The sequence below is a fragment of the Mesorhizobium sp. MC2-1-1 genome, assembly GCF_057597255.1.
In genome coordinates this window covers 4,748,173-4,762,874 of sequence record NZ_CP195205.1, presented here as the reverse complement: position 1 = coordinate 4,762,874, position 14,702 = coordinate 4,748,173, and the positions used below count along the sequence as shown (strand labels likewise).

At 58.7% G+C, this 14,702-nt stretch carries 13 protein-coding genes and 1 tRNA gene; 7 read left to right on the top strand and 7 right to left on the bottom strand.

Going from position 1 to position 14,702, the window contains the following annotated elements; translation table 11 throughout:
- Window positions 1-123 precede the first annotated feature (123 nt).
- Together ACR64R_RS23630 and ACR64R_RS23625 are read left to right on the top strand one after the other, a co-directional pair.
- A complete protein-coding gene (locus ACR64R_RS23630; protein ID WP_487358665.1) occupies window positions 124-1,068 on the top strand; it encodes a DUF1003 domain-containing protein in 945 nt (314 codons plus the stop codon).
- A gap of 203 nt (window positions 1,069-1,271) precedes the next feature.
- Window positions 1,272-1,348 (top strand) — tRNA-Arg (locus ACR64R_RS23625).
- A gap of 280 nt (window positions 1,349-1,628) precedes the next feature.
- Here ACR64R_RS23625 and ACR64R_RS23620 read toward each other — a convergent pair.
- Window positions 1,629-2,219: a hypothetical protein gene (locus ACR64R_RS23620; RefSeq protein WP_487358664.1), complete on the bottom strand. Its 591-nt coding sequence runs from the start codon at window positions 2,217-2,219 to the stop codon at window positions 1,629-1,631.
- A gap of 87 nt (window positions 2,220-2,306) precedes the next feature.
- Between ACR64R_RS23620 and ACR64R_RS23615 the strand changes: the two genes are divergently transcribed.
- A complete protein-coding gene (locus ACR64R_RS23615; protein WP_487358663.1) occupies window positions 2,307-2,522 on the top strand; it encodes a helix-turn-helix domain-containing protein in 216 nt (71 codons plus the stop codon).
- A gap of 84 nt (window positions 2,523-2,606) precedes the next feature.
- Here ACR64R_RS23615 and ACR64R_RS23610 read toward each other — a convergent pair whose 3' ends face one another.
- Window positions 2,607-2,762: a hypothetical protein gene (locus ACR64R_RS23610; protein WP_487358662.1), complete on the bottom strand. Its 156-nt coding sequence runs from the start codon at window positions 2,760-2,762 to the stop codon at window positions 2,607-2,609.
- A 229-nt stretch (window positions 2,763-2,991) separates the two neighbouring features.
- Here ACR64R_RS23610 and ACR64R_RS23605 point away from each other — a divergent pair, with 229 nt between their 5' ends.
- Both ACR64R_RS23605 and ACR64R_RS23600 read left to right on the top strand, forming a co-directional pair.
- Window positions 2,992-4,098 carry a hypothetical protein gene (locus ACR64R_RS23605; RefSeq protein ID WP_487358661.1) on the top strand — a complete coding sequence of 369 codons (1,107 nt, stop codon included), beginning with the start codon at window positions 2,992-2,994 and terminating at the stop codon, window positions 4,096-4,098.
- Window positions 4,099-4,106: 8 nt separating this feature from the next.
- Entirely contained in the window at window positions 4,107-4,583 is a 477-nt protein-coding gene (locus ACR64R_RS23600; protein ID WP_127303225.1) for a hypothetical protein, read from the top strand.
- Between the two features lie 214 nt (window positions 4,584-4,797).
- Here ACR64R_RS23600 and ACR64R_RS23595 read toward each other — a convergent pair whose 3' ends face one another.
- Window positions 4,798-5,325 carry a hypothetical protein gene (locus ACR64R_RS23595; RefSeq protein ID WP_487358660.1) on the bottom strand — a complete coding sequence of 176 codons (528 nt, stop codon included), beginning with the start codon at window positions 5,323-5,325 and terminating at the stop codon, window positions 4,798-4,800.
- A complete protein-coding gene (locus ACR64R_RS23590; RefSeq protein WP_487358659.1) occupies window positions 5,285-5,956 on the bottom strand; it encodes a hypothetical protein in 672 nt (223 codons plus the stop codon). The genes ACR64R_RS23595 and ACR64R_RS23590 overlap by 41 nt, the downstream gene beginning before the upstream one ends.
- Before the next feature lie 190 nt (window positions 5,957-6,146).
- Here ACR64R_RS23590 and ACR64R_RS23585 point away from each other — a divergent pair, with 190 nt between their 5' ends.
- Window positions 6,147-6,437, top strand: a complete 291-nt coding sequence (locus tag ACR64R_RS23585) for a helix-turn-helix domain-containing protein (RefSeq protein ID WP_487358658.1) — start codon at window positions 6,147-6,149, stop codon at window positions 6,435-6,437.
- A 230-nt stretch (window positions 6,438-6,667) separates the two neighbouring features.
- On the opposite strand, the gene ACR64R_RS23580 is transcribed toward ACR64R_RS23585, so the two are convergent.
- Window positions 6,668-10,792, bottom strand: coding sequence for a HigA family addiction module antitoxin (locus tag ACR64R_RS23580; RefSeq protein ID WP_487358657.1), 4,125 nt, complete (start codon window positions 10,790-10,792; stop codon window positions 6,668-6,670).
- A 76-nt stretch (window positions 10,793-10,868) separates the two neighbouring features.
- Between ACR64R_RS23580 and ACR64R_RS23575 the strand changes: the two genes are divergently transcribed.
- Window positions 10,869-11,042: a hypothetical protein gene (locus ACR64R_RS23575; protein ID WP_487358656.1), complete on the top strand. Its 174-nt coding sequence runs from the start codon at window positions 10,869-10,871 to the stop codon at window positions 11,040-11,042.
- Between the two features lie 205 nt (window positions 11,043-11,247).
- On the opposite strand, the gene ACR64R_RS23570 is transcribed toward ACR64R_RS23575, so the two are convergent.
- Window positions 11,248-11,463 carry a helix-turn-helix transcriptional regulator gene (locus tag ACR64R_RS23570; protein ID WP_487358655.1) on the bottom strand — a complete coding sequence of 72 codons (216 nt, stop codon included), beginning with the start codon at window positions 11,461-11,463 and terminating at the stop codon, window positions 11,248-11,250.
- A gap of 128 nt (window positions 11,464-11,591) precedes the next feature.
- On the bottom strand, window positions 11,592-14,639 hold the full coding sequence (gene traA / locus ACR64R_RS23565; RefSeq protein WP_487358654.1) for a Ti-type conjugative transfer relaxase TraA: 3,048 nt from the start codon (window positions 14,637-14,639) through the stop codon (window positions 11,592-11,594).
- Between the last annotated feature and the right edge of the window lie 63 nt (window positions 14,640-14,702).

Here is a 14,702-nt window from a genome sequence, read left to right as displayed (position 1 = left end):
GAACACGACGCCCCGCCCCAATCACAAGAACTTGTTCCGTCACACACTCTTCACACAGACCATGGATATGCCGCGCCGGCTTGGCGTATCGTAGCGCAAAGCCTCGAACAGGAGCACCCGACCATGGCAGGCGACCCGAAGGCATCCGCGCAAGTCCAGGCCGACGACGAGCACGACATCGCAGGCGAGTATCTCGAGGCGGAGACCGTGCCGGAGGATGCGCAGGCAGCCGCCGACGAAATCCTCGAAGCGCCGGAAGTGCCGGATTCGGAGCCGCACGCCGAACCGCATGTTCCGGGCGCCGCCCGGATCAAGCCCAAGAAGAAACCCTCGGCGATATCGGGGCGCAAATTCCGCAAGCGCGACCTGGTGCGCATCGACGATCTGAGGCCCAGCCTCGCCGACCGCATCCGCTCCGACCATCCCGACCTGCCGCGCGGCGCCCGCATCAGCCGCGAGGAGCTCGGCCGCTACCGCATGCGCTACATGGAGGAATTGCTGCAGCAGGAGCATGGCGAATTCTCCGAGCTCGACCGCCAGGTCGTGGAATCGATCGCCAAGCAGGACACGATCTCGGAAAACTCGGAAGAGGAATATGAGGAGCACCGCTCCTTCCCCGACCGCGTTTCCGACACCATGGCCGAGTTCGGCGGCAGCTGGTGGTTCCTGATCTCCTTCGGGGCGGTGCTGCTGACCTGGATCGGCATCAACCTCGTCGCCGGCACGACCAACGCCTTCGACCCCTACCCGTTCATCCTGCTCAATCTGCTGCTGTCCTGTATCGCCGCCATCCAGGCGCCGGTGATCATGATGAGCCAGAAGCGCCAGGAAGCCAAAGACCGGCTGCGCTCCTTCAACGACTACCGGGTGAACCTGAAGGCCGAGCTGGAAGTGCGGCACCTGCACGAAAAGCTCGACTACCTGATCTCGCGCCAATGGCAGCGCCTGGCCGAAATGCAGCAGATGCAGCTCGACGCCATGCATGAGCTGGCAAGCGCGAAAAAGCAGAAGCATACGGCAAGGCGTGCCGTGAGCCGCAAGGCGGCGAAGGCGCCGGCGGAGGGGTGAGGGCAGTTCCTAGCCCCACGAAGTGGGGAGAGGTAGCTCGGCGAAGCCGAGACGGAAAGGGGAGCGCCCTATCCGACAATCTCAGTCGGACAATCACAGCCGCCGCACATTCGCCAATTGCCCGTTGAAGCGTGCTGCGGCTTCCGCTAAGAAGCCGTGGCTGGCCGGCTCACCGGCTGGTTCGTTTTCCGGTTACCCGGAAAGCACCCGTAGCTCAGCTGGATAGAGCGCTGCCCTCCGAAGGCAGAGGTCACAGGTTCGAATCCTGTCGGGTGCGCCACTTTTATACTGCAAAAACATGTAGTTAGCAAGACCATTTCTCGATGGAAAGCGGTCGGGAAAACCGTCGCGGAAGCACCACGGAAGCAGTCGGCAGGATATTCGGATTAGCTATAGGCCAGACGCTGTCCAGTCAGGCGCCCGTTTCCCGTCAAACAAACTACCGATTGCGGCAATAGCTACGTTTATGGCCGTGACGATGCTTTTGGACAACGGCCAGTTTCAACATGCCCACGTCAGGGAACTTGCCACCCGGCAAGCCTTGGCCAGTGTAGCGAGATTTATAAAGTGGTTGCCAGCAGAGCATCCTCGTCCGCAAGCGCCCTGACAAGCTTACAAGCATCCTGCCAATAGCGCGCTGCATCCGCGCGTGTCGAGGCCCGGTCTGGCCGATAAGGAGGCAATTCGCCCGCAACGTCTTTGAGGTCGCGTAGCACGGAAGCAATATGCGGCCACGGGAAGTCAGTAGGGTCCCCGATATCTCGATCTGCACCGACGATCATCTCCAACTTGGCTATGACTCCCGTGAGCGTCGAAGCCGCCACCTCGGGGATGATATCTTGAAGCTTTAGAGTTTTGGTCATCGCTAAGACCTCGGCCTCTCGCGCAACCGCATACGCCCCTGAATCACTGACAGTGCACCCTGCTTGGCTTTCAGCCTGGCTTCGTAAATCTGCGGTCAATCCCCAATTTCCGGTATTGACCATCATTCGGCTCTCCAAACGCTGCTGCACGCGACATAATAGCAGGGAGACGTATCGAGCCATCTGCCAATCGTTCACTAACTGCAGCGCGGGGTCATGCACGCCAGCCAGTTGCGGCTCCACCTCGTTCCGGCTTGCAGCAAAGACATTCGGATTTGTCGTCGACACGGTTTGGGCTCCAGGCGAGTTTCGGGCTCAGTGAATACATATTATAGTTGATAAACTTAAAGTGTGTAAACCTCGATTGTCCGACGCATGGACATGCGTCAGCTGGTTGGAACAAACTTCGCGCGGATACGGCGAGAGAAAGGCCTGACGCAGGAGGATGTGGAAGCACGCTCTGGATTCAGTCAGCAGTACCTAAGCAGCCTCGAACGCGGTCGGCGGAACCCCACCGTAATTACTCTTTACGAGCTTGCCCAAGCATTAGGGGTAAGTCATTTGGAGTTGGTCAAACCTAACGACTTCTAGTCCTGGCATAGTTACGAGCCGCTCGCCAGCACGCGTCGAGCGGACCTGTGGCTAGCGGGCGGCAGCTTGGCGCCCCCATGCGGTTCATTCAGGGCGTCTTTGCTGCTCCCCGAAAGCAGACATTCCCAGCGAAGGAGCGGGCGGATGATGGCGAGCGCCAATGATCGCCGCCGCTGAAGTCGTCAAAAGGGTCAGGACATCGTCCATGCCCTGCGTCTTCAACCCCAAGAACTCTTCCATGTCCTTCCCCCATCCAAAACCCGGGAATCATTGGTGCCGGCGCGACATCGGGCAAGAACAGTCAAGGAACACTTTTCCCCGATATCAACCGACTGCTGACATCCCCGGGCTATTCGGACTCCGCATGGAAAACCGAATCTGCTAATAAAATCGGCAGTTGTCGGAGGAGACGAGTCGTACTGAACCGCCAGGGAGGAGCGAATGGCAAACAACAGGGAAGAGACCCACCATGGAAGCCACTGCTCATGCGATAGAGTTTACGTTTCCTGAAGAGTACACGGGACACACGACGTACCGTGAGTCACCGTTCCACATCATCGAAGACTTCAAGGCCCACGTAAAAGAGACCTACGCGCCCGAAACCTTCCCGGGCTTGTATTGGGGACGGCTCCGCACAACCGAACCGTTTGAGATCCTGCATCAGTTTGCCGTCGACAGTAAGAAGCGCTCGCAGGGCGACTACATCCCCTGTCCCATGTGCCGCAAGAAAGAGAAATTTCTCGAAGGCTCCCTCGTCTTCCTGTTCGGTAGACAGTGTGTCGCCATCATTGGCCACGACTGCGCAGCCGCTGAGGTAAAGCATGCCGCCCTTAGCAAGAAGAAGGCGGACGACACCCGAAGGCATCAGGAAGACTTCCTGATGCCGCGCCTCACCCGGGTCCCCGGCATGCTGCAGGAGATCGAAGCACTCAAACCGATCGCTACGGAGATTGAGAGCATCTTCCGCGCCTTCAAGAGCGGCGCACCGTCAATTCAAAAGGCGCTGCGGCAGGTGCGGAAGACCGGCGGCGACTACATTCTCGTCGAGATGGTCGACAACGAGGCCGCACGGTATGACGACAGGCTGCCGAAGAAGGTCGCCCGGGACAGCTATTTCGGAAGCATGCAGGGTGAGGCCCTGGTCCGCGCCAACTGCAAGTTTCTCGTCGAGCTCAGGAAGTATGAGCAATGGCTACTCTCCTTCGCGGGCTGCGAAGACGAGACTGCGGCGATGGACATGACCATCGGCCTGCTGGAACGCAAAGAGGCCGCCAAGGCCGTCCAGTACATCGGCACCGCCGGACGGAAGCTTGAATGGCTCCGCTACGAGATGTCGGCTGCCTGCTACTTCTTCACCGAAGAGCACATCGGCGACCTCCGCGAGTGGGGAGGGGACCGGCTTCAATCCGCCCCGTTCGATGTAGACAGACAGGTCAGGAGTGACGGCACCGCCGTAGTCATCTCGCGTCGAGCGATGAAGGATGTCGAGAGGGAATACGCCCGCCTCTTCCTCAGCGTCGAACTGGCATCGTGGGCCGATGTCAACAGGCGCATGCCAAATATCGAAACGCTTTAGGAGATGACATGCGCGCGACGCCGTACAATGACCGCTCCGACATCGACAAGCTACAGTCACAATGGAACAAGATCGCGGGGCTTCGTTCGCGACGGGACTGGTCGGCAGCCATCGTCCGCGCGGCGACGGCAGCGGAGATTGCCGCCAACATCGCGGTTCGGAAGCGTTTCGAGGCCAACAGCCAGTTCTCGCCCGAGTTCGTGAATGAGCTGCTCGAATGGGCGAACGGGATCAAGGGGAAGTTCAGCCGTCTGATCGTGCCCTCGGAGAAGGACAAGGACCGCAAGAAAGAGCTCAAGGCCCTCGAAGGGATCGCCGACAAGATCAACGGCAAGCGCAACGCCATCGTGCACCGGGGCGCGTTCGCCGAAGAGCCAGACACCGTCGAGGTGGTAGGCTGGGCGAGACAGATAGTGGAAGGCCTCGTCTTGCCGCACCACCCGGGATTCACGCTGCAAGAGAAGCCGACGAAGACGAGTCGTTAGTTCCGATTTCTTGCCCATCAGGGGCCACCCATCTCCATCCTCGTCGCCCTCTTCAACCTGGGCGGCAGGGATATCGGAACTTGAAAGCTGCCGGTCAGTTGTCGGCCCAATCCGGCTCGGAAAATCGTTTCCAATTGGGAAGCGGATGCATCCGATCTTTACCGCGCTTTCGGGCTGAAGCGGACGTTCCTCAGTCACTGGGGCATCATAAGTTCTAAGTTGATGAGGCCATGTTTTCTAACAGGTCATCGGTCCACACGTTAAAGAGGCCGCATATCGAGAGAACTAGAAAGCGCGCCACCTGCTGGACATTATAAACCTCGTAAGGCCCCAAGAGTGACGTCTTTTTCCCGAAAGCATGTGCCGTCACGAAATTCCGTAAGTAACTGCAGGCGTGAATTGCGTCGGGAAGAGAGAGCTCGATGTCTCGGGTTACTCGCCCGTCGCTGTAGAGTGAAAATCGGTCGCGTACCGGCTCGACTGTGAGTTCGGTCTTATCTCCCCTTACTATCCAATCAACGGTTCTCTCCGGATTGATGCCTGCCTTTTCCAGCCTGGATTTGATGTCCTTCAAGACTGGAGGGTTCCACGTGTATTCCTTATCCAACCATCGTGGTTTTTCCCGGCTGGATTTCACTTGCAGGTTCATCTCCTCGATCGCGGAGAAGGCAAGGTTAATAGCAATGGAACTTCGGACGTGATCAGAGAACTCGCCGGAGTGTTTCCCGAAGACTCTGCCCATACCGTGGGTGCGCTGACCAAGGCGTAATGGCTTCTGTCTCATAGCTTATTGAGAGTTTGTGGATAGCATAGACAATGCGCGTATCTGGCCAAGCGTTGACTGCCATCGCAACGGCCACTGGCCTCTCCATATTGAACGAGAACAGTTCAAAGAACCCAGTAGTTTGGAAGACGTTTTCAAAGATGCTGTCTTGCTCAGACGCGTCGTCCGGCATTTGGAAGCCAGAAGGGTTTCCATGCTTCTGATCCGGGAACCCTTCAACGACAATATCGGCGGCGCGGATGAGTTGAATGATGTTGTTAGCTTCGGTCTCTCCAGCCTCCACGACCAACAACTGCCCGTGAGTTTCGCCCTCTCCGAGAGGGCCGAAATCCGCCAAAGCCCCGGGTTTTGTAACTTCCGAATACCCACTTTTTCTAAATCTGTAACGTTTGGACGGATCAGGAATGAAGCGAACCTTCCAACCGGCTCGGCGACAGAGGGACATCACCAATTCAGTTTGACTTGGTTTAAATACTAGGAAGCTACAAAACGACGGCACACGCCGCTCCACGATTTGATCCACTACTTGATCAGCATACGGGTTGTTCAGTGAGGTCAGCAAGATCGGGGTGGAAGCAGGTGCGTCCAAATCTCGGCTAACGGTTCGAAGCCCACATTCACACGGGAAGGAACGAAACGTGTCATCGCTGTTGACAGTTCTTGCGTCGGACTCGGCCGGTCGCTGTCGCGAGCCTGCACTCCTCCAATGCACATAATATGGTTTGCAAACCAACCATATTATGTGCAAGACAATCCTTGGAGTAACAAGGAACGTCGCGATGATCGAACCGCACATCAACAAGGAAGCGTTGGCCAACATGCGAAAACGCGTTGGGGCATCTCAGAAAGAAATGGCCCACCACATGCGCATGCCGTTCAGGACATACCAAGCCCTTGAGAACGGCGAGAACCCGATCCGACTGATGCACATTCGATCGTTCGAGGCGGGGCTTCTTTGGTTGGCCCGCAAGAACGACGACGCATCAATCCTGCCCGAGCATCTGAAGGAATTGGTCTCAGACCTTTTTCTGCTGATCAGGCGCGGCAACATTTTGGACGGTGAGCGGTGACGCTCTCCCCTATGGCCTCGGCGAGTATAATGGAGGTCCGCTACAGAATAGCCAAATTAGCAGATTGCAGATCATAAAATATCTTTGCGTGAGCGCTAGGCATGTTCACTTTCCCTTCGAGGATTTTAGGCCGGCCACTTGTGGCGCCAGAAAATGCAGGGGGGACCGCTCCAGTGTCTCGCAATCGCACGGAAACGGCTGCTGAACCTTGCTAGCGCTCTCCCGCAGCCTTAGCGTAGACGTCGTCGAATACCAGCTTCCATATCTTCACGGGATGCTTCGTGCTCGTACGTCCGAACCATACTCATCAGCAGTGTCGAGGCAACAAACGGATGAGAATATTGCAGGGCGGTAGCCCAACGGCGGTATTTCTCAGCAAGCTCCCGCTCCTGATTGCCCCCCTCGCCACGCCAGACCACACCGCGTGCGTTATACAGTCCTGTATGTGCGCCTTCTGAAATCCTTTCCGACTGGATGTCCTCCATTACCTGTCGAACAGGTTCGCATGGCCAAACGCCGTCACTTCCCACCGGTGCGCTCGAAAGCAGTTTTCCCAGACAAATATCGGCGATGTCTCCCCGGCCCAACTCTGCGCAAGCATCACGCACTGTTTTTACCCATGCTGCAAGCTTGCCGGCCTGCCGCTCTTCCGGCTCATCCTGCCCAGGTATTCTCTCAAGGGCGTCAAGTAGCTTGTATCCGCGCTCTGCAAAGTGCTGGAGGCTTTCAGGGGGTACCCGAAATTCCTGAGGATCTTCCCTTCCATCCCTGCGCTTGTAGACCCAGACGACGGCCTGCACGAACATCTCGGGATGATCCTCAATGTACTTTTCGAGATTGACGATTCCATGTTGCCTACTGGACCGAGGACGAGCGAGAGCGTCCAAATAGGTGAACTCCAGTCCCGCCTTCTGCTCTAACGTGATTTCGGAAGCGCGATCGAGTGCGACAAAGGCCTCCTCAATACTATATTGCTCCACTTGGTACTGCCCCGGCTTGTCCTTGCTATCCGCCGCCATCGCCTTCAAGACACGATAGAGAATCGATGGCTGAAGTTTCGATGGTTTATAGCGGACACATGAAAAAGCCGCTCGCGGTCGCTCTGCGGCCAGCAAGCGTTCTATCGCCTCGCTGTTCTCAGCATCGGAATCATGTATCCAGCCGGGCGCAACCTCGGCCCAATAATGTTCTCGTTCGGCCTGATTGAGCGTGTCCGCCAACTCCCACGTACTGCGGCGGAACGGGGCCAACAGCAGCAACCTGGCGGCTTCTTCTCCGGAAAGCTGCTCTGCTAGGCTGCGGAGGAGAATCTTGCGCTTTTCATGATCGAGAATTGCATGAAGTGCACCTGAAACCAGATTCTTATCTGTCCAAGATTCCGATTTGATCATTGACCGAATCGCGACCAGAAGAACCTGAGGAAGCTCAGACTCCGGGATCAGATCGGTTGCCAGCAACCAGCCGATTTGCCACGCCGCGTTGCCCCGCTGGGCCAATTCGAAGATCCCGGTTACGCCACGCTCCTGAAACACCTCCCGCAAGGCTGCTACGCGCAGTTGCCTGATCCGCTCGTCGCGCTTTTGGTAGTCGAAACCTTCCCCTTCAAGTTCATCCGCCGATTCTTGGACCCATACATCGCGAAACAGCCAGTGATGCCGGTTCAATAGGTCCACTGGTTCCAGCTCAGCATACGCCGCTTGTGCATCTGCCGTCATAACGGCTCGTCCGGTTGTCTCGGCTCGCCTGATGCCGCGACGTGACATTACCGTCACGCGAATCTTTTCACGAACTGCCGCCCTGTCGTCATCGGATGCGTCTTTTGCCCATAACCTCACGGTGTCCCAGACCTTGACACGCGAGTCGTCATCAAGGTCATGAATGTGTTCAACGAGGTCGCACAACATTTTCGCCGAATAGTTCGGCCAGTCGAGGACCATGTTCAACATCTCACGCCTGAATGCGATGATTGGCCCCCATGTTGGAAGAGGCTCCCCGTAACCATAGCCATCCGGCCGCCAGCGCGGTTTATGGCTGTAGTCTCCCATCTGTCCGCGGGTATCGAGCTGCTCAATACAGATCTTCCACGCGACGCCCGGATGCCTGTCCGCGAGAATCTTCATGAGTCCAACGCGTTCATCGAGACTTGCCGCCGTTTGAGGCATCCAGGCTCTAAAGATCGCACCCAACGAATGCGTCGGCTTGTTTATCCAGTTGTCATTGATCTCGACTTCTGCGAGCCGCGCGAGAATTCGCGCCGCACGAGAAAGCGTGGCCGGATTCCAGGACAGGCCCTCCAAGGCCCAGAGCAAGCCGGTGCGGCTCGGATGACTGCCGAAAACCCCAGAATCGACGGGGCGAAGAAGCCCGAGCACGACGGGATTGTCGGATTTCAGATCGCGTTCGATGATGGTGAGAAAAGCGTTGGGCGCGGCCTCAGCGTAGGTGGGCAGATCGCGATCGTTCGCCTCTAGTTTGCGTAAGGTGAGAGGCGTTGGCAAAAGGTCATGGACAAGGCGTTCCGCTTCGAACTCCAGGTCTTTCCCAAGGCGACTCTTGAAGAGCGTGTTTCCATGAACTGCCAGCAGGACAAGCGTTTCGGAAAAACCCTCCCGAAAAGCGGCAGAGAAGTCTCGCGCCTTTCCGTGGATGGAGGCTGCCCACCGTTCGCTTTCCGGAAGATCAAGTGTCGGATCGTCCTCGCCAAGCACCATCCGCGCAATCGAAAAATAGCGATCCAAATCATTAGTCGTGATGGAGCCTGCTATGGCGAACAGCAAGTCGATCTTTGAAATGACACCTCGGTAGGTTCCGATAGCCCAAATCGGCGCATCATCGAGCTGCGCCAGGTGGTGGCATTCCTTCTCAAGTGTCTCGTAGGAGAGATCGTTGGACAGCAGGGAAAGAGCCTCCCTGTCCGTTTCGTTGGCCGAGTTCCAGGCGCCGACAAACAGGAACGGTACGAGACGTGCCGCCACATTGGGTTCGGCCCATTCGGGTGTACGTACGGCAGGAACCGTTGAAAGCCGGCGGCGCAACACGGTCAGGGATCGTCCCGACTCATTGTCAAGCCGGTTGGTATCATCCCGGCTGTAACCCATTTCTTCTAGGGCGGTGCGGAAAGTCTGATCGCTCGCTGGCTCAAGGACGATGTGCGGCTCCACCGCCGCGTTGCGCGGATACACGACTACTGTATGCAATGTCCGCGCGAATGGAGCGAGCTCTCGTTCTGCCTCGCGGCTCGCCACCACCGCAATAAAACCCTGTGTGCTCTGCGCTAACCGTGGCAGAACGCCTGGCGCATCAAATATCAACACCTGATCTCGATATGCGGCCAGTTCTTCGCCGCCGCTCGGCCCGAACAGTTGCGATAGCATTGCTAATGCTTCACCAGTGGAATCAGCGGCTATGACCGTTGGTCCATCCGGCTCTTTGGTAAGCCGAGAGAGCATCGTGCGTTTGGCCGCGTCGATGCCTGATTTGAACAACGTCGCTGACAAAGGAGGCGTGGTCACCGAGGCCCAGTCAGCCCAGCATTTGTCTAGAGAGCGAACACCTTCCGAAGGATGGCGTGTTTCATTTGCGAACCAAGCCTGGGCGGCAAGTGACTGCTCCAGCCATTGTTCCAGGTCCTGGGCATCATAGGCGCGCACATCCTTCCACTGTCCTTTGGATTTTGCGTCGGCTGTCCATTTCGTCTTGCCTGGCCACGCCCTCGGTGTGACGAAGACGAAGGTCATCGTCATGCGTTCAGACTTGCTGAGAGCCTTAATGCTTTTGGCAAAGTCCCCGTCTGCCTTGCCTTTGATGTCTTGGCTTACACCGAACTCCCAACCCGAAATGCCTGCCGGAATCCACCGGGTTCCTTCCGTCGTCTCAACGAATCCGTCCCAGCCGGGGCTCTCTGCATCGTCATTGCCGGGGAAATCGACCTTGGATAGTCCGATCCCGGTCGAGTTGACTAGCGTACGCAGAAACACCGAAAAGCGTGTGCGCGCAGAAATATTTCTGACGGCCCAGTCCTCTATGTCATTCCGCTTGAAGGCAAGAAACGGCGGCACATACGCCGTGGCGCTGGACTGCGCACCCTTCGATTTGGCCTCGGCCGCATCGAAGGATGCCTGCATATCAAGCAGGGTCTGTGCCGGAATCTTAAACGCACGCTCGATCCGTGCCGCCATTTCAGCGGTGGCCGCCGCCTTGCCATTGAGGAAGTTCGAAACGTTCGGCCTGCTGACATCGAGGAGTTTGGCCGCTTCGGTCACTGTGAGAGCCTTCGGCTCTAGGGCAACCTCACGCACATATTGCCCAGGATGGCGGGGGGTTTCTGTTTTGCCCGACGTGGATCTCTTGACCATTCGCTGCTCCCTATTTGACAAGAAGAATAGCGATCTGTAACGTGTAATGCAACACATTACACGTGGTTCAGCCGTAATGCTAGATGATCCCGATCAGCGCGCGCCCTTCCGGCCTCCCTCCCAAAATCTGGAGGAAATTGAGGTTGCTTTTGCGCGCCTGTTGCACGTCAGGGCTTCGGGCAAGCTGGGCATCATTGTCGCGCTGGTCTGCTTGCTCTGGATCAGCGCGTTGGTCTTTCTGTTTCGCTGATTCTCGGCAGTTAACCGCCTCCTGAACCCTGCATCGCCCCCGGAGGAGAGGGTCGAACCACACCACAGGATTCGAAGGCATTGTGTAAGCCAGTTTTCTCCGCCTCGCTCTCCAGCAGACCGTCCGCTCACGGCGCCTAATCGGTCATTGGATATACTAGGGGCGAACCTGTCTGATGGCGGCGATGCCTGATGACCGATTGCGGTTAGTCGCTATTGTTTTGCCGCGTTCTGGCGCACCACAGAACTGGATCGTCAACCCATCGATTGACTTCGGATTCCCGCCAGCCAGCCCCGTTGACACTGATCTTGATCTGGGCCGGGAACGTGCCTTCGGCGATTTTGCGATAGATGGTCGAACGGGACAGGCCGGTCCGGGCAAGGACGGTTTTGAGGCGTATGATACGATCCGGCTCGGGCATTGCCTGCCTGCATCTCACTGGTTGTTGCTGATTTCTGCTGGGACAGACAGGACGAACCCATGCCGGAGGCAATCAGGTTTGTCGCCTGTGCCGCCTGTGTAGTGGAAACGGCGGCAAATCGGCATGTCTTAGATCCCAATCCCCCGCCCCTTGCCGATGCCATGGCTGAAGGCGAGTTCGGCACCAAGGCGACGACCCGAATCCACGTTGATCCCAAGCTCGCGTTTGCGGTTTGCCAGTAGGGATTCGAGTTGAGGATCGCGTTCGAGGCTCTTGGCCATATCGGACATGGCCGAGCGCGTGGACTTGTAGCCGGACATGTCGCCGGCCTGGTATTGGCGCCGGCCCGTACGGTCGAGCTTTTGCCAGCGTTCCACGAAACGGTCTGCGCGGCGGCCGGGATCGTTGTCCATCCCGGTGCGGATTTCCGTTTCAAGCTGGAGAGCAAGCACGATGCGGCTGACGCGACCGGCACCCGCCTCGCGGACAAGTTTGGGATTTTTCACATAGGCCGCTTCGGCATCGCGCCAGCCATGCGGCCGCACCTTCTCGAAAGCGCTACGAGCATCCTTCAGTTCTTGCATCTGCTCCAGACTGCCCTGGCCATCGGCGTTTCCAGTGCTGAGGATCGCGTCGAGCGCGCGCGCGTGACGAACAAGCGCCTTGGTGCGAGCGCTGCGCAACGCCGCTTCCGCGTCCACTGGCGCATTCACGTCGCGCCGCACTCCGGTCGCGAGATTTCCTCTGTCGGGCGTCGGGCCTGCATCTCCGATCCGCACCCCAACACTCTCCCTTCCCGGCCCAGGTCCACGTTCCTGCATGGGCTCCACGTCTCCAGGCGAGCGCAACCCGTCGATCAGCCCGCCGATCCTGTCGCGCAGCTTCTCCGGAACGATCCGGCGTACGATCTCGACCACACGCTGTCGGAAGGTGATCCCGCGCCGCTCTGCATAGCTCTGCGCCGGATCGACCTGCTCGAAATCCGACGCCATGTCCTTGGCGCGGTCCCGTGACAGCGTCCGGTCCAGCCGGTCCCGCGCACTGAAGTCGTCGCCGCCGTAATGCAGGTCCATGCTGTCTCGATGCCTCGACAGTGCGACGTAGCTGCCATGCGCGTCCATGCCCGGCGTCGCCAGCACATGGGTCCGGTCGACGGTCATGCCCTGCGCCTTGTGAATGGTCGCGGCATAGCCGTGGTCGATGTGCGCGAAGTCTTTCAGTTCGAAGCGAACCGATCTGCCATCGTCGACGCGAACCGTCATGCTCTGTGTGCTGACTTCCTCCACGATTCCAAGCGTGCCGTTCTTGACGCCGAGCCCGCGCTCGTTGCGCAGGAACATGACACGGTCGCCGCTGGCGAAGGTCCTTGCACCGCGTTCCACAGTCACGTGAACATCGTCGCCGAGATCTCCAGCAGCGCGCATGTGCTCGCGCGCTGCCTGGTTCAGCGCGCGCACCTCGTCGTTTGTGTGGGTGAGGATGATCCGGCTTGCGTCTGGCTCTGTCTGCCTGTCGCGATCCCAGCGCTCGACGAGTTCACCTCGCGCCTCATTGCGCGTTGCAGCCTGATGCACCATGCCTTGCGCCTCGTAGGCGCTGATCGCGGCACCGATCCTGCCGGTCGCCAGATCGCGCGTGGCATCACGCTGCCAGTCCTCGCGCTGCCGACGCACCTGGCCGATTTCGACGCCGCCATGACGCTCACGTAGGGAACGGAATGCAGCGCCAGCCTCGATTGCCTGCAGCTGCTGCGGATCGCCGACGAGGACGACTTTCGCGCCAACGTCCGCCGCATGGGAGAGCACGCGCTCCAACTGGCGCGTGCCGACCATGCCGGCCTCATCGATCACCAGGACATCGCGGGCGGTGAGCAGATCGCGGCCCTGTGCCCAGCCATGCTCCATACTGGCGATGGTGCGTGACGGGATGCCTGAACCGCCTTCCAGATTCTCGGCGGCAATGCCGGAGAGTGCGGCGCCTCGGACCTCATAACCCGCCGCTGCCCATACATGGCGCGCAACGCCCAGCATGGCGCTCTTGCCCGTTCCGGCAAAGCCGACAACGACACCAAGACCGCGACCATCGGTGATGTGCGCAAGCGCATCGGTCTGCTCGCCTGACAGGACAAGACCGCGTTGCGCAGCTCGCGCCAGCGCTGCCTCGCGATGTGCGTCACTCACCGCGTGGCGGTCGTCCAAATCGATACGCTCTGCCGCGCGGTGAAGGCGCTGTTCGGTCTCGATCATCTGTCTTGTGGTGAAACGGTCTTCGCCGCGCCGGTCCTTGCCGAGTTCGACCAGATCGGGCGCGCTGCTGATGGCTGCCGTCACCTCGTTGAACTGCTCCATTCCGTCGCTGTGTCGATGCGCAAACTTCGCAATGTCCTTTCGGGTGAAGGTCGATTGCTGATGGGTGATTGCATCGAGCGCCACGGATGGATCGGCAATGATGCGCGCGCCATTGTTGCGGGCGATCTCGCGATGCAGTTCGGCGCGATCTGCTTCAATACCGGCGCCGTCAGTACCGCTGCCTTCAATGCGTTGAGCTGGTGCACCGATCTGGGTTTGCGGCTCCAATGAAATGCCCTGCGCTTCCAGACTGCGATGATCGATGCGGGCGTCGATGTCGAGTTCGGCCAGGCGCTCATTGGCCAGTTCCGCCCACCGCTCGCGCCAGCGCTCGACCAGCTGGGTAGCATTCCAGTCTCGAACCTTTGACCCAAAACCGTTCTCGTCTACGGACCGCATGGTGAGCATGACATGGGCATGCGGCTTGGGACTGCCATCCTCCGCCCTGTCCCAATGCACATTGAGATCGGCGACCATGCCCTTGCTGACAAAGTCGGCTTCCACAAAGTCGCGCGCCAGTTCGATGCCTTGCACCTGGCTGAGTTCACGCGGTAAGGCGAACTCCACCTCGCGGGCAAGCTGCGCATCCTTGCGCACCTCGAACGCTTCGACATCATTCCACAGCCTCTCGCGGTCGCGCCAGGCCTCCGGTGCATTCTCCGGCAACATCACCTCGGAATGGACGACACCGCGTTTGCTGGAAAAGTCCTGCACACGCTCGATCCGCTCGTCGCGCAATCGCGAGGCAGAGCGATAGGCGGCTGACGCGACAGCGCTTGAGCCTGCCTTGCGGCCAATGACCTTGACGTGAAGATGATAGATCGCCATCGCGACCAGATCATTTGCACGTCAAAGCGCACGTCGGCACGACGTATAAGCGCGCCCTCCCTC